11 protein-coding genes and 1 riboswitch are annotated in these 19,483 nt (G+C 39.0%); of the genes, 8 read left to right on the forward strand and 3 right to left on the reverse strand.

Annotation, left to right across the window (positions count from 1 at the left end):
• The first annotated feature begins 104 nt into the window (after positions 1-104).
• Entirely contained in the window at positions 105-2,294 is a 2,190-nt protein-coding gene (locus tag AB1Z56_RS10460; RefSeq protein ID WP_313265071.1) for a glutamine synthetase III, read from the forward strand.
• Between the two features lie 90 nt (positions 2,295-2,384).
• On the opposite strand, the gene AB1Z56_RS10465 is transcribed toward AB1Z56_RS10460, so the two are convergent.
• Positions 2,385-4,835 carry an outer membrane beta-barrel protein gene (locus tag AB1Z56_RS10465; RefSeq protein WP_426791988.1) on the reverse strand — a complete coding sequence of 817 codons (2,451 nt, stop codon included), beginning with the start codon at positions 4,833-4,835 and terminating at the stop codon, positions 2,385-2,387.
• Between the two features lie 337 nt (positions 4,836-5,172).
• Between AB1Z56_RS10465 and AB1Z56_RS10470 the strand changes: the two genes are divergently transcribed.
• The 4 genes from AB1Z56_RS10470 to AB1Z56_RS10485 all read left to right on the forward strand — a co-directional run bounded on the left by AB1Z56_RS10470 (position 5,173) and on the right by AB1Z56_RS10485 (position 11,356).
• A complete protein-coding gene (locus AB1Z56_RS10470) occupies positions 5,173-7,197 on the forward strand; it encodes an FUSC family membrane protein (RefSeq protein WP_426791989.1) in 2,025 nt (674 codons plus the stop codon).
• A 185-nt stretch (positions 7,198-7,382) separates the two neighbouring features.
• Positions 7,383-7,495, forward strand: a riboswitch (SAM riboswitch).
• A gap of 255 nt (positions 7,496-7,750) precedes the next feature.
• Positions 7,751-9,061, forward strand: coding sequence for an O-acetylhomoserine aminocarboxypropyltransferase/cysteine synthase family protein (locus AB1Z56_RS10475; protein WP_426791990.1), 1,311 nt, complete (start codon positions 7,751-7,753; stop codon positions 9,059-9,061).
• Between the two features lie 32 nt (positions 9,062-9,093).
• Positions 9,094-10,137: a homoserine O-acetyltransferase family protein gene (locus tag AB1Z56_RS10480; protein ID WP_426791991.1), complete on the forward strand. Its 1,044-nt coding sequence runs from the start codon at positions 9,094-9,096 to the stop codon at positions 10,135-10,137.
• Positions 10,138-10,174: 37 nt separating this feature from the next.
• The gene (locus AB1Z56_RS10485) at positions 10,175-11,356 is read left to right on the forward strand and encodes a homoserine dehydrogenase (RefSeq protein WP_426791992.1); all 1,182 of its coding nucleotides are present in this window, start codon (positions 10,175-10,177) and stop codon (positions 11,354-11,356) included.
• A 62-nt stretch (positions 11,357-11,418) separates the two neighbouring features.
• Here the strand turns inward: AB1Z56_RS10485 and AB1Z56_RS10490 are convergent, their stop codons facing one another.
• A complete protein-coding gene (locus AB1Z56_RS10490) occupies positions 11,419-13,749 on the reverse strand; it encodes a GH92 family glycosyl hydrolase (RefSeq protein ID WP_426791993.1) in 2,331 nt (776 codons plus the stop codon).
• A gap of 354 nt (positions 13,750-14,103) precedes the next feature.
• Here AB1Z56_RS10490 and AB1Z56_RS10495 point away from each other — a divergent pair, with 354 nt between their 5' ends.
• Positions 14,104-15,435 carry a hypothetical protein gene (locus AB1Z56_RS10495; protein WP_426791994.1) on the forward strand — a complete coding sequence of 444 codons (1,332 nt, stop codon included), beginning with the start codon at positions 14,104-14,106 and terminating at the stop codon, positions 15,433-15,435.
• 64 nt (positions 15,436-15,499) lie between these two features.
• Here the strand turns inward: AB1Z56_RS10495 and AB1Z56_RS10500 are convergent, their stop codons facing one another.
• The gene (locus tag AB1Z56_RS10500) at positions 15,500-16,237 is read right to left on the reverse strand and encodes a GntR family transcriptional regulator (protein ID WP_232475551.1); all 738 of its coding nucleotides are present in this window, start codon (positions 16,235-16,237) and stop codon (positions 15,500-15,502) included.
• A 90-nt stretch (positions 16,238-16,327) separates the two neighbouring features.
• Between AB1Z56_RS10500 and AB1Z56_RS10505 the strand changes: the two genes are divergently transcribed.
• Positions 16,328-17,665, forward strand: coding sequence for a sugar porter family MFS transporter (locus AB1Z56_RS10505; RefSeq protein WP_426791995.1), 1,338 nt, complete (start codon positions 16,328-16,330; stop codon positions 17,663-17,665).
• 54 nt (positions 17,666-17,719) lie between these two features.
• Entirely contained in the window at positions 17,720-19,474 is a 1,755-nt protein-coding gene (locus AB1Z56_RS10510) for a class I mannose-6-phosphate isomerase (protein ID WP_426791996.1), read from the forward strand.
• Positions 19,475-19,483: the final 9 nt, after the last annotated feature.

Consider the following 19,483-nt stretch of genomic DNA (forward strand, 5'->3'; position numbering starts at 1 on the left):
AATTATTTCACAAAAAACATCAAAAAAAATTTCAGTTTTCAATAAAAACACAATATTTTTGAAAAACAAAATCAACAAAACTGTAATTTAACTACAAAATACAAATGTCGAACCTAAGATTCAAAGCAGTAGAAGCAGCAGGCTCACGCCAAATCGCTTCATTTGAAAAAGTTGAAACTAAAAAAGCAACTGACATCTACGGAAAGAATGTTTTTTCCGTAAACAAAATGAAAGACTACCTTCCTAAAAATTCATACAAGGAGTTAGTTGCATCCATTGAAGAGGGACAGATTATTTCAAGAGATTTGGCTGAACACATTTCACAGGCCATGAAAACTTGGGCACTTAACCACGGTGTCTCTCACTATACACACTGGTTTCAACCATTAACAGGTTCGACTGCTGAAAAACATGATGCTTTTTTTGAGCCAGACGAAAACGGTGAAGCAATTGAAAAATTTACAGCTGACGCATTAGTTCAACAAGAGCCCGATGCATCTTCTTTCCCTAATGGTGGTATCCGTAATACGTTCGAAGCTAGAGGTTATACCGCTTGGGATCCATCTTCTCCTGCATTCATTTACGAAACAGGTGCTGGTAAAACATTATGTATTCCAACAGTTTTTGTTTCCTACACTGGTGAATCATTAGACTATAAAGCTCCTTTATTGAAAGCCATCAACGCAGTAGATAAAGCTGCAACGGATGTTGCTCAATATTTTGACAAATCGGTCACTAAAGTGAATGCCTCTCTTGGTATTGAACAGGAGTATTTCTTGGTTGACCTTTCTTTATATAATGCTCGTCCAGATCTTCAGTTAACTGGCCGTACATTATTTGGTCACATGTCAGCAAAAGGTCAACAATTGGAAGACCACTATTTTGGTGCTATTCCTGAGCGCGTATTAGCGTACATGGTGGACTTGGAAAATGAAGCTCTAAAATTAGGTATCCCTTTAAAGACTCGTCACAACGAAGTTGCACCTTCTCAATTTGAATGTGCTCCAATGTACGAAGAAATCAACTTGGCTATCGATCACAACCAATTGTTGATGAATGTCATGGAACAAGTTGCTTTAAGACACAACTTCAAAGTATTGTTGCATGAAAAACCATACTCTGGTGTCAACGGATCTGGTAAACACAACAACTGGTCTTTAATCACAAATACCGGTGTAAATTTATTATCTCCTGGAAAAACGCCTAAAAACAATTTGATGTTCTTGACTTTCTTTGTCAACACCATTAAAGCTGTTTATGAATATGCTGATTTGATGCGCGCTTCTATCGCTAGTGCAAGCAACGATCACCGCCTAGGTGCAAATGAGGCTCCACCAGCAATTATTTCAATTTTCTTAGGCTCTCAATTAGATGAGCTACTAGAAGAAGTTGAATCTGCTCGTGTTGCTAAAAAAGTAAAAGCAGAGGCAAACTTATGGCATGGTATTCCAAAAGTTCCTGAATTAAAATTGGACAATACAGACCGTAACCGTACTTCACCTTTTGCTTTTACAGGTAACAAATTTGAATTCCGCGCTGTTGGTTCTTCTGCAAACTCTGCTTTACCGATGACCGTGTTGAATGCAATCGTTGCAGCCCAATTGATCGAGTTTAAAACTGAAGTAGACAAACAAATCAAAAAAGGCATTAAAAAGGACCTTGCAATCTTAAATGTTGTCCGCAAATACATCAAAGATTCAAAAGCAATCCGTTTTGAAGGTAATGGATATAGTGAAGAATGGGAAAAAGAAGCTGAAGCACGTGGTCTTTCTAACATCAAATCTACACCTAAAGCATTAGATGTTTATGTAAAAGAAGAATCTTTAGCTTTATTTGAATCACTTGGCATCTATACAAAACGTGAATCAGAAGCACGTCACGAGATCTTGCTTGAAAACTTTTACAAGAAATTACAGATTGAAGCACGTGTTATCGAAGAGATGGTTAACAACCAAATCGCTCCGGCATGTTTTATTTATCAAAATGAATTGATTGAGAATGTCAAAGGATTAAAAGACCTTGGCCTAGCTCAGGCAGCATTCAGCTCTCAATTAAACTTTGTAGAACGTATATCTACACACGTTAATACTATTTTGGAACAAGCTGAAGCCATGCGTCAAGAACGTAAAAAAGCAAATCAAATCGAAGATGTGCGTGAAAGATCAATCGCCTACGATGAGTCAGTTAAACCATATTTTGACGTCATTCGCTATCATGTTAACAAATTGGAGAAAATTGTTGATGATAAAAAATGGCCTCTTCCAAAACTGAGAGAGATCTTATTCTTAAGTTAAGATAACTTATATAAAACAAAAAGAGCATGCTAAATAGCATGCTCTTTCTGTTTTATATACCATTTTATAGCGCCTTTCCAGTATCTTACGTTATTTTTTTAAGCGACTATCTTCGTCATTGTTACCTGCCTTCTTATTGACAGATTTAATATTCATATTGCCAAAACGATAAGAGATGGACAATCGCACAACCCGACTATCATATCCATTACGTATACGATAGTATCCATCTTCCTGATAACTTGACAACCTGCGCTGACCTCTCGTATTCAATATATCATTCACAGCCAGCTTGACATTCATTTTTTTATCGAGAAATGTTTTTCCTGCGCCGAGATCAATCCCATAGTAAGATTGGAAACTTAGCACACCATAAACCGCCGGAGAGGAATAGTTAGCCGTTAGCTCCACATTCGTTGTTTCTCCAATTCGGATATCATGATTGGAGCTCACCTGGAAGGACAGTTTTTCCAATTGGCGCTGTGCCCCAGAACGCTCATCAAAACTAAACTTATTGTAAAAAGCAGTAGCATTGTTCGAAATACTCCACCATTTAAAAGGCTTGACAGGTATATTGATATTCATGTTATAATAATCAGAATAAGTCAGGTTTCTATCTGTCTGCGCAATAGCTTTCGTTTCCGAATTACTTTCTATGATCTGAGTAATTGCATCTTTTGTTCTCTTATAGCCCAAACTCAACAGGTAATGGTCTTTGAACGTATAATTTAATTCATAGGAATTAGTGTATTGCGGATTTAAATAGGGATTTCCATACTGATAAGTGTATTGATCCAAATAGTATATAAAGGGATTCAATGACCCATAATCAGGACGGTCTATACGTCTACTATAGCTTATACCAAGCTTGTGAGTATCGTTAATCTGTTGCTGTATAAATATTGTCGGAAAAAAATCAGTATAATTACGTTTGGTTTGCTGCTCCATAGTGACTGAATTTCCTAATGAGCTGGTATTTTCAACACGAAGTCCGGTTTGTACGGAAAGCTTGCCGAAGGATTTATTTAAACTAAAATAGGCCGCAGCAATATTTTCGCTATACAAGAACTGGTTACTTTGGCCATTATTCCGTACAAACTCCCCATTCTGATTTTGGTCCTCATAAATCAGATTATTATCCGTTTTTACACGACTATACTTTAAACCCGCCTCAAGTTTTGTGGTTTTGTCAAAAGGATGTACAAAATCGGTTTTAAAAACTAAAATCTTTGCCTTTGACAGCATATCATTCCGGAAAATATTTGGCAATTTAAACTCTTGCCAGTTTGCATCCAAAAAGCCGTTACCAACCATACTATTATCATCATTTTTAGAATCTGAAAAATCGCCGTTGAATGTTAACTCAGTGCCTAAAGTATCAAAAGTCTTTTTATAATTGAGATTATAAGTGAGGTAATGATACTTAAAATCTGACAAATTGCTTCCAAGCACAATGGAATCAAGCTTTCCTTTTTGGGATGCGATCAGATTACTCCCCTCCCTGGTTGAATGACCATTGCTCACATTACCATTGACTACAAAGCCAATCACATCCTGATTACCCAAGTTAAAATCTGCCGCAAATTTAAAATTATGGCCGCGATATCGGAATTTCGAATATGAATCTGAATTGAAGTAGGTCGTCCCTGCTTTGGTTTCTACAGCTCTGTCGATATCCAAATCATTAAAACCTAATGTATTTGCATAATTATAGGAGGAAAATAAATTCACCCAGTTGTTGCGATGGTTTAGCTGAAAACCGCCATCAGCCTTTGTATATTTCCCCTGTCCTAAATTTAAGTTTAAACTGACATTACTACCGAATTGTGTATTTTTCTTCGTCTTAATATTGATAATTCCGGCATTCCCAGCAGCGTCATATTTTGCCGGCGGGTTTGTCAGCACTTCGATCGAAGCAATTGCATTGGACGACGTATTTTCTAATAATCTTGATACTTCATCGGCAGAAAGATAGGTAGGTTTGCCATCGATCATGATAATCACGTTGCTTTTACCTCGTAAATTGATCTTTTTGTTATCTAAAGTGACACCAGGAACCTTTTGCAAAAGTTCTAATGCGTTATTTCCTGTTGCCAAAATACTATTCTCGACGTTGAGTACAACTTTATCCAGCTGACTTTCAATCAATGGCTTCTTTCCAATAACTTGTGCTTCACTCAGAACTTTATTTTCCACTTGTAAACGAATGGTATCTAGCACTTTGAAATCGCCCGTATTCAGTGTCATTTCACTGGAGCGATACATGGCGTAACCGACCAAAGATACTTGCACTATATACTTTCCTTCTGGTATCGCAGATAGCTCAATTTCACCATTTTCATTGGATAACGTTCCTTTTAACAGGACATCGCTGGGCTTACGAAACAATGAAATACTGGCAGCTCCAATGGGTCGGTTATCTTGTCCAACAACTACGGCACGTAATTTTCCACCGACAGATTGGGCATAGCCAGCTCCGCAAACAGAGAATAGAGACAAAATAATAAGTAATAGCAGCAATTTAATTTTTTGTAGTTTCATAATATAATTTCTTTACGCTATCAATTGGATAGTCGACTTTCATAATTAATGACAACAAACCTCGTGTATTCATTACACCTTGACCAGCAGAAATAGACAGATAGCCCAAATCACTCGGTAGACCACCGAATAAAATCGGTAAACCACATTCTTCTTAGCGTATTCAAGTCATAAGTATTCTAGTAAATATGAATCCTTACAAAATGAATCACAGAAAAACACATTGAATCAAAATAAAAGTTTAAAAACAAAACAATAATCAAAACAAATAAAATGTATACAGAAAATATTAAGCATAATATTTGTATTTTTGCAGTGAAAATTAGTAAACTGATTGATGAGCACGCTATCATTAAAGAAAAGATTCCACCGTATTTATATCAAGATAATCCGTTTTATGGGGGGCGAACATAGTGGCGACGCGTTGCGTAATGTTTCTATCAGCATTTTGCCTAGTTTAGCCATCTATCTTTTGGGGGCGCATGCAAGTACGGCTATCGGTATAGGGGTCGGATCGTTGTTAACCACACTCACTGATCCTCCTGGAAACCGAAAAGATAAGCTTTCGTCGGCTCTCGTTTGTATCCCCACCTTTTTTATTGCAGCACTTCTTACAGCTCTTGTATTTCCGTATCATTGGCCTCTTGTCATATTACTTGGCGCAGCCGGATTTATCTGTACATTGTATGGTATTTTTGGTCCTCGCTATGCTGCTATAGGAAACATGACATTGATTTTGATGAGTTTTGTAATCGGAATGGCTCCGCAGCATCCATTCGCTGTTAGCTCACAGATTGCTGGAGGTTCTATCATCTACTACATTTTTAGCCTCTTACAAGCGTATATACGGCCTTATCGCTCTTTAAGACACGCTATGGCGAATGGATTTCATGGATTATCGCAATTCCTGCTGATACGATCCCAATCTTACGATCCCGATATTCCTTTAGATATAACCTACAGCCGCGTTGGAAAAATTCATGGGCAAATCAGTGAGCAGCAGGAACAAATCAGATCACTTCTTTTTAGAGAAAAGAAAATCATAAGCCAACAATGGCACAAAAGCAACTATTGGCTCAGTCAAGTTTATGGACTAATTGACCTACATGAGTTAATTATTGCGCTTGATCACGATTATGATGCAATCCGCAAGAATCTAGCGGATACGGGAAGTCTTCCTTTAATTCGTCACACCATAAAATTATTAGCTTTAGAAATTGATAGTTTTTCGCAACCTAATAAGCGGTTTCGTTATGCGCATCAATTATATCACAACAACATTAAAATCAATGCAATATTATTGGATTTAAAAAAGATTCAGGAGCAACAGACTGGTCCTGCAAAAAATATATTATCCTCGATCATCGTCAATATTGAAGCTATTATCGAAGTCCTCAACCGAATTCAGGTCGCTTTTTATCAAAATCAAGAAATACAGGATAAGATTGACACCAATGAATACCAGCAATTCATCAATCGTCCATTACGGAATCTAGCGGATATTAAGAATAGACTCCATCTCAACAATCCCCTTTTTCGATTCGCGTTACGCATGGCTATTCTGTTTGGAACTGGAGCTTTGATCGGTATTTTGTTTTTAGATTTTAAATATACCTATTGGATCCTACTGACTATTGCAATTGTTGCCAGACCAGCATTTTCAATGACCAAAACACGTAATATCGAGCGTATTGTTGGTACATTCTCAGGGATAATTGTCGGTATATTGTGCTTAATTTCCATTCATTTTCTTCCAGTTCTCCTTCTAATGGCGGCTATTGGCCTTTTCGGATTCTTTCTGTTCAACAGATCAAACTATATGGTCAGCGTTATTTTCATTACCTGGGGAATCGTAATCGCTCTGAACTTATTTGAAGGCAACATCAATCTTATTTTGGGTAGCAGAATACTTTTCACCCTTATTGGTGCACTCTTGGCTATCGTTGGCTATTTCTTGATTCCAGTACGCCAAAGCACAGGAATGGTTCAGTTGGCAAAAGAGGTATCACTTTACAATCATCACTATTTCCAGATCATCAATAACCGTCTTTTGGATGAACGACAAAGCTCTTTCGATATACGACTGGCTCGAAAAAAAGCACAAACCGCCATGGCCCTGTTTTCAGACTCCATCAATCAGATGAAAAAGGAACCCGAGCAAAAGTGGATAGATTGGTCTCACATTCACTATTTTCAAACACTCTCCTATCGGATCAACTCACATTTGGTTGGTCTTTCGATATCACTTAGTAAAAAAACAAATCGCGATACCGCGCATGAAATTCACAGTAGAATTGATGCACTTAAACCTCTTTTAACAGACTTAAATCAGATAGCAGAAAGCATCCATTTGAAAAAATGATAAGATCAAACAAACCTACGTAGACCAAATTTAGACGAGTTATATGCTGTGCTGATCAGCATAGTGTTCAAAATTCCTTTAACTAAAAAATAGCATTTCTTTTGCTTTAATAAAAAAAGAGTTTATATTTGTGTCGTCTTCGAAAGAAGATTTCTAATCAACACCTCCCTTAATCAGTAGGTCTTGATTTATAAAGAAGTGGCGAGAGACTGGCTCAATGACCCACTGGCAACCTTCAATTTGTTTGAAAAGGTGCCAATTCCTGTCCAAAACAATATCGTTTTGGAGCATATAAATGACATAAGACAATGATTATTACATTACTGAAATCCATTAAAAATTCAGGTTCAACACAAGTGAACCGCACGATAAGCGAAAGTGTAACCCATCGTACAACTGTACCGATGCGAATGCGTATGCATATGCACTTCCATGCTTGTTAAAAATCATTTCCGTTTTCTTGGATAAAGATTTAACAGACCCTTCAAGGTGGTGTGTATGCTTCTCTTTTTACTTAGCAATTTCTTTTTGAACCCTTAAAATCTGATATATTATGTCTTCAAACAAAAATTTAAAATTCGAAACACTTCAGGTTCACGCTGGCCAAGTCGCTGACCCTACTACGGGATCTAGAGCAGTTCCTATATACCAAACAACATCTTTTGTATTTGAAAATGCCGAACACGGCGCAAACTTATTTGCATTAAAGCAGTTCGGCAATATTTATACACGGATTATGAATCCTACTACGGATGTTTTCGAACAACGTATTGCAGCACTGGAAGGTGGAGTCGCAGCTGTTGCTGTTGCATCTGGTCAGGCGGCACAGTTTATTGCATTAAATAATATCTTGGAAAGTGGTGACAATTTTGTTGCCGGATCTAACTTATACGGCGGTACATTCAACCAGTTTAAAGTTTCTTTTAAACGCTTGGGCATCGAAGCTCGTTTTGCAACGGACGCCGAGGCAGATAAAATTGAAGCCCTCATTGATGATAAAACAAAGGCAATCTATGTTGAAACAATTGGAAACCCAAGTTTCAATATTCCAGACTTTGAGAAAATTGCTGCAGTAGCAAAAAAATATGACTTACCATTAGTCGTCGATAATACTTTTGGAGCTGGGGGTTATTTATTTAAACCTTTGGAGTATGGTGCAAATGTGGTTGTTGAATCGGCAACTAAATGGATCGGCGGACATGGTACAAGCATTGGCGGTGTCATCGTCGACGGCGGAAACTACAATTGGGGCAATGGAAAATACCCTCAATTTTCCGAACCATCTGAAGGCTATCATGGCCTAGTTTTTTCCGAAGTTTTCGGTGAAAGCGGACCGTTTGGAAATATTCAATTTGCCATTCGGGCACGTGTGGAAGGGCTTCGGGATTTCGGACCAGCGCTCTCCCCTTTCAATTCATTCTTATTATTACAAGGACTTGAAACCCTGTCTTTGCGGGTGCAACGCCATGTAGACAACACTTTAGAGGTAGCTAAATGGCTTGAGGCGCATCCACAGGTAGAAAAAGTAAACTATCCAGGCTTAAAAAGCTCTCCTAGCTTCGCTAATGCACAAAAATACCTTAAAAATGGCTATGGTGCAGTGCTTTCTTTCCAACTCAAAGGTGACGCAGCACAGAAGGCCAATAGCTTTATCGACAGCTTAGAATTGATCAGTCACTTGGCCAATGTTGGCGATACGAAGTCATTGATTATCCATCCAGCAGCGACTACTCACCAACAATTGAGTGATGAAGATCAAGCCAATGCTGGCGTGTTCAAAGGTTTATTACGCCTTTCTGTAGGAATAGAACATATTGATGATATCAAAGCTGATTTACAACAAGCTTTTGATAAAATTAAATAATCAGATTTTTTCGGCTTAAACTTAAACGTAAAATGAGTAAGCATATTTATCTGCACCCGGAGCCTTTTGTATTTGAAAATGGAAGAGAGCTTACTGATTTACAGATCAGTTATGAAACATTTGGCAAACCCAACGCAGATCGCAGTAATGTGATCTGGGTTTGCCATGCACTAACGGCCAATGCGGATGTACTGGATTGGTGGTCCGGTCTTTTTGGAACAGGTGAATTATTTGATTCAAACGATTATTATATTATCTGCGCCAATGTCATAGGATCAGCATATAATAGCAGTAATCCGCTATCTGTTAACCCAGCTACTGGACAGCCTTACTACCTATCTTTTCCTGAATTTACAGTAAGGGATTTGGTCAACGCACATCAATTTCTTGCAGACTACCTGGATATCAAACAAATAGAAATCCTTATTGGTGGCTCCTTAGGCGGTCAACAAGCATTGGAATGGGCCGTATCGCACAGTATAGCCATCAACCACCTAATTGTCGTTGGAACAAATGCCGTCCATTCACCATGGGGTATTGCATTCAATGAAAGTCAACGTCTTGCCATTACAACTGATCGAACCTTTTACGCCAATCACCCTGACGGCGGAGCTAAAGGATTAAAAGTTGCACGCGCTATGGCACTATTATCTTACCGCAACTATACAACGTACGCCAACACGCAAAAGGAGGATGATAACGAAAAACTCGATCATTATAAAGCATCCTCTTATCAAAACTATCAGGGTGAAAAATTGGTGAAACGCTATAATGCGTACAGCTATTACTTCCTAACCAAAGCAATGGACAGCCATAATTTAGGTCGAGGAAGACAATCTATCGAATCCGCTTTAGCGAGCATCGACTGTTCGACTTTAGTGCTGAGCGTCAATACAGATTTGCTGTTTCCACCACAAGAGCAACAATTCATTGCGCAACATATTCCCAATGCCCACTATCAGGAGATTGAATCGACCTATGGCCACGATGGCTTTTTGATCGAAACAAAAAAACTTACAAAAATCATTAGTAGTTTTCTGAGGGAACAAAAAGAATACATCAACGAATTAGTATAAGAGAATAAATAATATATAAGAGAATTTAAGAAGAGATATGAGTAATAAATTAACAATAGGGATGTTTGGGTTTGGTGTAGTAGGCCAAGGTCTTTACGATATCATCAAAACCAAAAATCTTAATCTGGAGATCAAAAAATTTGTTATTAAAAACGGAGATAAAAAGCGCTCGCTACCAGCAGATCTATTTTCTACCGATGCCGAAACAATTTTAGGTGACCCAGAAATTAATACTGTTGTCGAACTAATTGATGATGCCGAAGCAGCATACCAACTAACTGTTCATGCCTTGAAATCGGGAAAAAATGTGGTATCTGCCAATAAAAAAATGATTGCCAGCCATTTGGAAGAGCTGGTTGATATCCAACATGAATACGGGACCAGTTTATTGTATGAAGGTGCCGTTTGCGGAAGTATCCCCATTATACGGAATTTAGAAGAGTACTATGACAATGAATTACTTCATTCTGTCAGCGGTATTTTTAATGGATCTTCCAACTATATTTTATCTAAAGTTTTCAACGAAAATCAGCAATATACAGATGCTTTAAAAAAAGCGCAAGAACTCGGTTTTGCAGAAACAGACCCAACCTTGGATGTGGGTGGATTTGACCCCAAATTTAAGGTATGTATTGTTGCTTCCCATGCGTATGGAATCTATGTTAAACCAGATGACGTCTTTAATATTGGTATTGACAAATTGGGACAGCAGGATATTCGTTTTGCTAAAGAAAAGAACCTCAAGATCAAATTGATACCAACAGCAAAAGAGATCGACGGCAACAAAGTTGTACTTTACGTATTACCACGTCTAGTGGGTAAAGACAGCATGCTCTATAATGTAGAAAATGAGAACAATGGTGTATTGGTAAAAGCGGCCTTTGCAGACGAACAATTTTTCTATGGTAAAGGAGCCGGTGGCCACCCGACAGGCTCTGCTGTACTATCGGATATCGCTGCCCTGCGCTATGGATACCGTTATGAATATAAAAAACATTTAGAATCCAGCACATTAAATTATAGCCAAGATTATTTAATTAAGGTTTATTTGAGATACACAGATGATACACTGATTGAAAAGTTAAATTTCAGTGAAATCACAGAACGATATTACGCACCAGATTTCAAATATGTCATAGGACATATTAATCTTCAACAAATCGCAGCTCACAAAGCTGATTTGGATCAAGAGGGCAATTTTATTGCTGAAATCGCGTAGGCAATCAACAAACCAACCTACCTTGAAAATAGCCCCGAATGGGGCTATTTTTTTTCTTAAATTTAGTTACCTTTTAACTTGAGATCTAAAATTCCACCTTCCACTAGACGTTCAAAAGGAAGTTGCCAACCTTTCCACAGGCGATTATTCAACCGAGCTTGATCAACAATATAACTATTGGCCTGCTCTTTCTGCACCTGAATGATAAATTTATTTTTTCTTAATTTCTTCGGCAATTGTATCGTTACCCGATCGAACAGTGGCGCGCCAATCTGAAGTGCGGGCTTCTCGGTGGTGAGACTTCGTACATCGAATAGGCCTATACTAGACAAGACATACCATGCTCCCAGCTGTCCTTGGTCTTCGTCTTGTCCGTAGCCATAGCCATGTATCGCATCGTTACCATAAAATTCATTGCAAATTGCCCGTACCCATTTCTGACTTAGATCAGGTCTACCAGAAAAATAGAACAGCCAAGAGATATGCAGGTTCGGTTGATTACCGTGATTATAAAGACTTTCGATCCCTGCGAAAGCGTCAATTTGTGTACCACCGCCAAACACATTCTTCTGCGACACCGTAAAAATACTATCCAACCGCTGATTGAACAGGTCCTTTCCAACCAGTTTAACCAATTCTTGTGGGACATGCGGAACATAGAACGTATACTGCCAAGCATTTCCTTCTTGAAATCCACGCCATGGTTCATAAGGATTAAAGTTTGAGATGAATCGTCCAGTACTATCCTTTGGTCGCATAAACTTTGTCGTGGTGTCGTACAGATTGCGCCATCCATTGGATAATTCCTGAAATTTAACATAATCTTTTTGATGCCCCAATGATTTTGCAAATTGTGCTGCTGCTCCAGCGGAAAAAGCATATTCCAAGGTATGCGAAGCGCCAAAAGGAGATCCATTGGTCATTAATTCGGGACTACCATGGTCATCTTTTATATACGGTGAGTAGCCTTTGCGGACGAAAACTCCCACATCTAACTTTCCCGCTCCAGGCAAACGGTCCTTCGCTTCCAGTTCATTTTTGCGCACCGCATCATAAGCAAGGTTCACATCATAGCCACGAATACCCACATTATAGGCCGCTGCAATTGCCAAACCTGTAAAATTAGTTCCTACACCCGAAACGTATTTACTGTTGGCAATACCGTCTCCTAACCAACCTGCATCGCGATAGACCAACAATTGACTCTGAATCCAGTCGTTGTAATAGTCCGGATAAGCTATGGACCACAACTGAGTCAAGTTCCAAAATGCCCCCCAGATGGCATCGGTATTATAATGATGATGAATAGGTTGCCCTTGTTTATTGAGGGCAATCTGCCCTACCGAGCCATCATTTTTGGGATATGCACCATTTACATCGCTTGCAAGCCCCCGGCCAAGTAAAGCATGATACAATCCAGTATAAAATTTTATGCGGTCGTCCACTTTGCCCCCTTCTACCAAAATTCTTCCCAGCTCGCTATTCCAGGTTTGCAAGGCATTTTTCTTTGCAGTATCAAACGATATATCCTTTGCTTCTTTAAGCAAATTCAGTTGCGCATTTTCCACAGATGTATAAGACAAACCGGTCTTGATTTCTATTGATTCGCCTGCTTCAGTACCAAATTTCAGATATATTCCAGCTCCTTTTCCTTTTATGCTCGTATGCTGATCAAAAGTTATAGTATCTCTAAATGTTCCAAAAGATTTAGGCTGTTTGTTTATCTCCGCGAAGAAAAACATTTTGACCGTAGCCCCCTGCTGATATTTTTGTACGTATACAGGATTGGTAACCACATATCCCCAGACGTGCTGTTTGTCATAATTCACTTCAGCATCAACGACTGGGCCACTTTCTCCTATCATATGGCCAATATCGAAAATAAGGTTGGCTTCTTCCGTTTTTGGAAAAGTATACCGATGAAAACCCACGCGTTTGGTTGCAGTGAGCTCCGCAAGTATATTATAATCTTTTAGCTTGACGCGGTAATAGCCAGAAGTAGCAAACTCATCTTTCTTATCGAAAGCAGAACGATAGCCGCTTTGTGGACGATCAAGTTGACCAGGAGTTGTCTTCAATTTCCCAACGGACGGTGCAAATACCACTCCGCCTACTTGGAATTCGTGAAAATTAGCAAATCCTTCTATTGACCCATGCCTATCATCATACCCCACAGCTTCCCAGCCTGACTTGTTCCCATAGCTTCCATTTGTGCTCGGAGCGAGCTTAGCCATTCCAAAAGGTACTGCTGCTGGTGTATAAAAGAAATACCGGCTATGAACGGATCCAATATTAGGTTTTACAAAAACGGTCAAATCTGTTTTCTGCTGTGCCAAAACAGCCGTCGTACTAACAAATAAACTACAAAAATAATAAATGATACGCTTTACCATTGTTTTCAATTAGGTTCTACAGCAAACTTACAAAAAAATAGAGTATGTATAAACATGAGCTCCATTTTCTTACTCAATTTAACTGCGAAAAAGGCCGAATCACAACACCTAAATTTGTAAAATTTTAAATACTAATCAAATAAAGTGTTACCAAAGCTTAAATACTGACATTTTTCCATAACTTTGATTGTACATACATAATAAAATATAACCAGTAAATAAATTCAAAAAAAATACACATCAGACGGCTGATCTTCGATCAAAACCCTGAAGTAGATGAAAATTAACCCTGAAATAGATACAAATTATTGACAGATACACTTGTCAAGCCTAATTAATTACAATAAAACCATAATGAAAAAAAACACCCCATTTTTTAGTCTAATACTTCTGTTACTCGGAACCCAACTATCAGCACAACAAACAAAACCTGACCGTATAGCTCAACTTAAGTTGGCAAAAAGCATTCTAGCGGATCAAAACCTAAAATATGTGGACAGCCTTGCGCGAGAGATCATCAAAGAAGGTTTCAATGCTGGAAGTGGCTACTCACAAATTTGGGCCAGGGATCTCAATACATTTATTGAAACCGCCTTGGAAGAGCGGTCCCAAGCGGACATTAGAGGGGCCATTTTAGTATTCTTTCAGATGCAACAGCCCAATGGTGAAATGGTAGACGGTTATGTCCTTAAGAAGGATTTTACCTGGCACGATGATACACCTTATTATTCAGAAAATGCGCCCGGCCATGTTGGATTTAAAAATACAGTAGAAACAGACCAGGAAACGTCACTCATCCAACTGCTTGGTAAATATATCCGGAAAACAAAGGATTACAGTATCCTGGAGGAGTCTATCGGTGGAATTTCTATCAAAGATCGTATCCAACTTATGTTGGATTATTTGAAAAGAGAACGGTTCAACCAAAAGTATCAATTGCTTTGGGGTGCGATGACAGCAGATTGGGGAGACGTACAACCCAACGATAGCTTTGGTTGTGACTGGAATGAGCTCTCCAATGAGGCGATCGATATTTATGATAATGCGATGTTTATTATTGCATTGCAGACATTGATTGATATTCAGCCCAACTCTCCGAAGGTGACAGCATGGAAGGGATTAAAAAAGAGTCTCGAAACAAACAGTAGACGTCATTTATGGGATAAGAAAAAACAAAAATTCATCCCTCATGTCTACCCTAAGACATCTCCTATCCCAAAAGGATTTGATGAAAATACGATTCATTATCATGGGGGCACCGCCATCGCTATAGAAGCCGGGTTACTTTCCGCTTCAGAAATAAAAACAGTCAATACGCAAATGCTGGAAAACGTGCGGTTATCTGGCATGCCGAGTATTGGATTGACCTTATACCCGACCTATCCGGTTGGATTTTTCATCGGCGGAATGGCTCAGCCTTACCAATACCAAAATGGTGGTGATTGGACCTGGTTTGGCGGGCGGATGATCCAACAACTCGTTTTAAACGGCTTTTATCAAGAAGCCTATGCAGAACTTCAACCGATGATCGATCGGGTTGTGAAAAACAAAGGATTTTACGAATGGTATGGTCAAAATAACGTCCCTAGTGGATCAGGGAAATTCAAAGGTTCAGCAGGAGTGCTGAGTAAAGCAATAGCTCTCCTTGAAAGCTGGGCTGAAACTACCGTAGAAAAGAATCATTAAAAGAATAAATAAATTAGCTGTTCACTCATCCAATTGATCAATTTAAAAAGGATGAGTGAATGACTTAATAATCTCTTCTGCTTTCAACGGTATAGGTAAAACTTTCCGCGCGGTAGAACCCTAAATTATATTCAATTGGCTTTCCAGATTGGTCAAATACAAAGCGCTTGCGGGACAGAATAGGATCACCGATATTAATCTCCAATTTATCAGCTATAAATTTATTTGCAGCCATTGCATCCAGCTCTTCCTGAGAAAGATCTGCAACGACGTGATAATCTGCTTCTAAGATCTCATATAAAGGTCTCTTAAAATCTTCATCGCCGTTTAAACCTATACGCGGATGGAAGTAAGAGATAAAATAAACAAATGGATCATCTTTCTTTCCTCTCAAACGTTCTAGTTTTAATAACTTCTGGTCCTCATCTACATTAAAAAACTTCGAAACAGCTTTGTCCGGAACAACCCAACTGACGTGAAGCTCAAAATTCTTCACCTCAATCCCACGGTTTTTCATCTCTTGTGAGAAACTTAACCAGTTCTTGGATTTTGAACTGAATTTAGAACTAGCCACTTTCGTTCCTATCCCCTTCTTTCTAATTAACAGCTCCTCATATACAAGTTTATTGATAGCCAAACGCAAAGTAGAACGGGAAATTGCCAATCTTTTTGCTAATTCAATTTCATTGGGTAATAACTTACCCTCTATATATTCAGGCTGTTTAATTAATTCGCGTAACAAATTCTCTGCTTGTATATGCAGCGGAACAGGGCTTTTATGATCTATTTTTAAATTCATCATTTGGATTGCTTGTGCTAAAATAAGATTTTTTGCATAATTAAAAAAATAGATATATGTTTGTATGTATATACATATTAATATAAACCTCAGATGTCGAAGAAATTTATCATCATATTATGTATCGTTTCACTTGGAGGACTCCTTTTCGGTTTCGATATGGCTGTAATTGCAGGTGCTTTGCCGTTGGTGAAGCAATTTTTCGGACTATCTCCTGCTCAAGAGGGCATTTTTGTCAGTTCAGCCTTGCTAGGCTGTATTGTTGGTGTATTTTTCACAGGACCATTAACAGATAAATACGGCCGAAAACCGGCCTTTGTTACTGCGGCCCTGCTTTTTTTATTCTCAGCAATTGGCTGTGGATTCAGTCCTTCTTACAGCATATTGATCGCAAGTAGAAGCATTGGGGGCTTAGGTGTTGGAATCGCCTCAATCGTTGTGCCCCTATATCTCGCAGAAATATCGCCAAGCAAATTTAGAGGAAGATCAGTCACCTGTTACCAGCTCGCTATTACATTCGGTATCCTATTTGCCTATATCAGCAATTACCTGATTCTTGAATATACCTCCGCCCAGCAAAATGAACTGTGGCGAAATATGTTTTTAGTTGGCGCAATACCGGCTTTATTGTTATGCATCGGTGTTTACTTTATTCCTGAGAGTCCGCGTTGGCTTTCTAAAAATGGACGAAACACTGAAGTTGCGGCGATCAGTGCCACATTAGGACTATCGGATATACAAGAGGTCAGCCATGTTTCCTCCAAAGGAAATCTACGTGATCTGTTCTCTCCTATTTATCGCAAAGCCTTTCTATTGGGCTTATTCCTCCCTTTATTTTCACAGCTCAGTGGCATAAACGCAATTGTTTATTATGGTCCGAGCATATTGCTTGAATCAGGTATTTCATTAAACAATTCCTATCATGCCCAGTTATTCTTTGGAGCCGCCAATGTGCTATTTACTTTCTTTGCCATCTGGAAGGTTGATAATTGGGGTAGACGTCCCTTATATCTTTTGGGAACTGTGGGTGCTACCCTGAGTTTGCTGGTTACTGGTTATCTTTTTAATCAAGGTCAAGTCAATAATATCGCATTGATTATCGCGATACTTTCATTTCTATTTTTCTTTGCTTTTTCCATTGGCCCACTAAAATTTGTCGTCGCAGCCGAAATCTTCCCTAATGCCATCCGGGCTCGTGCCATGGGTATCAGTATTATGGTAATGTGGATTTCCGATGCGATCGTGGGGCAACTAACGCCTATTCTTCTCGCTTCCTGGGGAGCCCGCTATACGTTCTGGTTGTTTGCATTTTTCTGTGCCATAGCGTTCCTTGTTGTACTTGGATTCCTTCCAGAAACAAAGGGCAAACCTTTGGAGGAGATCGAAAAATTCTGGATTGAAAAACACAACAAAAAATCAACAAACAAGTAAGCAAAAAGCTATTTATTCCAACATCATTCATTTGCAATAAAAAATTACATCAATATGTATTCTAATACTCAAACAAAACCTTTTCAGTACGAAATCGCGCCGACGTTTCCAGTTCAAGGATCCTTATCAAATTCTTACCAAGATCTTGTTGCACATCTCATTATACATAATATACATAGCATTGATGGTTTTGTAGGTGTTAACTGGGACACAATCATCCCCAACCTGAAGCAAGAATTTGAAAAACAGGGCATAGCCGCACGATTTATTGCGATGGATTCTGCCTTAAAATCGGAATCAGCCATCCAGGATATTGTCTCCCCCTACCTAGGCGGCAATGATCCATTGTTCGGAAAAAAAGCCGGGATTCAGCTCATTGAATACTTTGATAACCAAAAGCTTGCGAACCTTCAAACCATACGAGCAAACGCCGAATCAACACAAGGCGAGTATACCATCTTTTATGGTCCTGGAGCATCATTAGTTGATACGTCTAGTCAACTGATGTTTATTGATCTGCCTAAAAACGTGCTTATTCAACGCATGCGTACTGGAGAAGCTTTAAACTTAGGCTGTTCAACACAAACCAATCAAAAGGAAACCTATAAGCGTTATTATTTTGTCGACTGGGAAATATTGAACCGACATAAAAGATCCATCTTGTCCCGTGTCGAAATTCTTGCCGATCAACAATCGTCCCACAGCTTACCATGGATTACGGGGAAGGATCTACGCGATACATTGCAAACCATGTCCCAAAATTACTTCCGCGTACGACCAACTTTTGAACCCGGAGTATGGGGTGGACAGTGGATGAAAGAGCACCTTACAGGCATCGATCAGGATGTCAAAAACTATGCGTGGTCCTTCGAAATGATTGTCCCCGAAAATGGTATTTTGCTCGAAGCAGATGGACATACGCTCGAAATTTCATTCGATCAGTTGATGTTTCAAGAAAGTGCCAATGTACTCGGTCATGCACAGCAACGTTTCGATGTTGAATTTCCAATACGCTTCAATTTCCTGGACACCTTTGATGGCGGCAACCTATCCATTCAATGTCACCCCAGTCCAGCTTATGCAAAAGCAGAATTTGGAGAAAACTTCACACAGGACGAATCATACTATATCGTTGATAGAAAAGAGGACGCAAAAGTGTATCTAGGCTTTCAGCAAACAATTGATGCAGACAAATTTCGCTCAGCTTTAGAAGAGAGCTTCCATAGCGGAATAGCTATGGATATCGAGCAATACGTTCAAAAATTCGAATCCAAGAAACACCAGTTATATTTGATTCCACATGGTACCGTACATTCTTCCGGAGTAAACAATCTCGTACTCGAAATCAGTGCAACGCCTTACAATTATACCTTTAAAATGTACGACTGGGTGCGTCCGGATTTAGATGGGAAACCACGTCCATTAAATATTGATAGAGCATTCGCTAACCTCAATTTTAGCCGGAAAGGCGATGTCGTAAAAAACACACTGCTATCTCAGCCCAGTGAAAAAGTCCTTGATGCGCAAACAACAAGAATACATTTGCCAACGCATGAAGATCATTTCTACGATGTTTTTAGATACGAATTCGATCAGGATGTTTCGATTGAAACGCAGGGACAGTGTCATATCATGATGCTTGTCGAGGGCGAGGCAATTGAGCTGACGACAGCTAATGGCATGAAAAGGGTCTTCCATTATGCCGAGACTTTTGCCGTTCCAGCTGCTGCTGGGTCCTATACATTGCGTAATTTAGGAAACGGTAAGGCAAAGGTTATCCAATCTTTTGTCAAAGAATCCAAATGTTAATCAAACCAT

This window comes from Sphingobacterium sp. WOUb80 (assembly GCF_050058145.1).
Taxonomy (GTDB): Bacteria; Bacteroidota; Bacteroidia; order Sphingobacteriales; family Sphingobacteriaceae; genus Sphingobacterium.

Bases quoted from the DNA above. Each gene is read 5' to 3' on its own strand.
- AB1Z56_RS10480 (WP_426791991.1), top strand. From the start codon at position 9,094: ATGAGTAAGCATATTTATCTGCACCCGGAGCCTTTTGTATTTGAAAAT.
- AB1Z56_RS10465 (WP_426791988.1), bottom strand. From the start codon at position 4,835: ATGAAACTACAAAAAATTAAATTGCTGCTATTACTTATTATTTTGTCT.
- AB1Z56_RS10460 (WP_313265071.1), top strand. From the start codon at position 105: ATGTCGAACCTAAGATTCAAAGCAGTAGAAGCAGCAGGCTCACGCCAA.
- AB1Z56_RS10500 (WP_232475551.1), bottom strand. From the start codon at position 16,237: ATGATGAATTTAAAAATAGATCATAAAAGCCCTGTTCCGCTGCATATA.
- AB1Z56_RS10510 (WP_426791996.1), top strand. From the start codon at position 17,720: ATGTATTCTAATACTCAAACAAAACCTTTTCAGTACGAAATCGCGCCG.
- AB1Z56_RS10475 (WP_426791990.1), top strand. From the start codon at position 7,751: ATGTCTTCAAACAAAAATTTAAAATTCGAAACACTTCAGGTTCACGCT.
- AB1Z56_RS10485 (WP_426791992.1), top strand. From the start codon at position 10,175: ATGAGTAATAAATTAACAATAGGGATGTTTGGGTTTGGTGTAGTAGGC.
- AB1Z56_RS10495 (WP_426791994.1), top strand. From the start codon at position 14,104: ATGAAAAAAAACACCCCATTTTTTAGTCTAATACTTCTGTTACTCGGA.
- AB1Z56_RS10505 (WP_426791995.1), top strand. From the start codon at position 16,328: ATGTCGAAGAAATTTATCATCATATTATGTATCGTTTCACTTGGAGGA.
- AB1Z56_RS10490 (WP_426791993.1), bottom strand. From the start codon at position 13,749: ATGGTAAAGCGTATCATTTATTATTTTTGTAGTTTATTTGTTAGTACG.
- AB1Z56_RS10470 (WP_426791989.1), top strand. From the start codon at position 5,173: ATGAGCACGCTATCATTAAAGAAAAGATTCCACCGTATTTATATCAAG.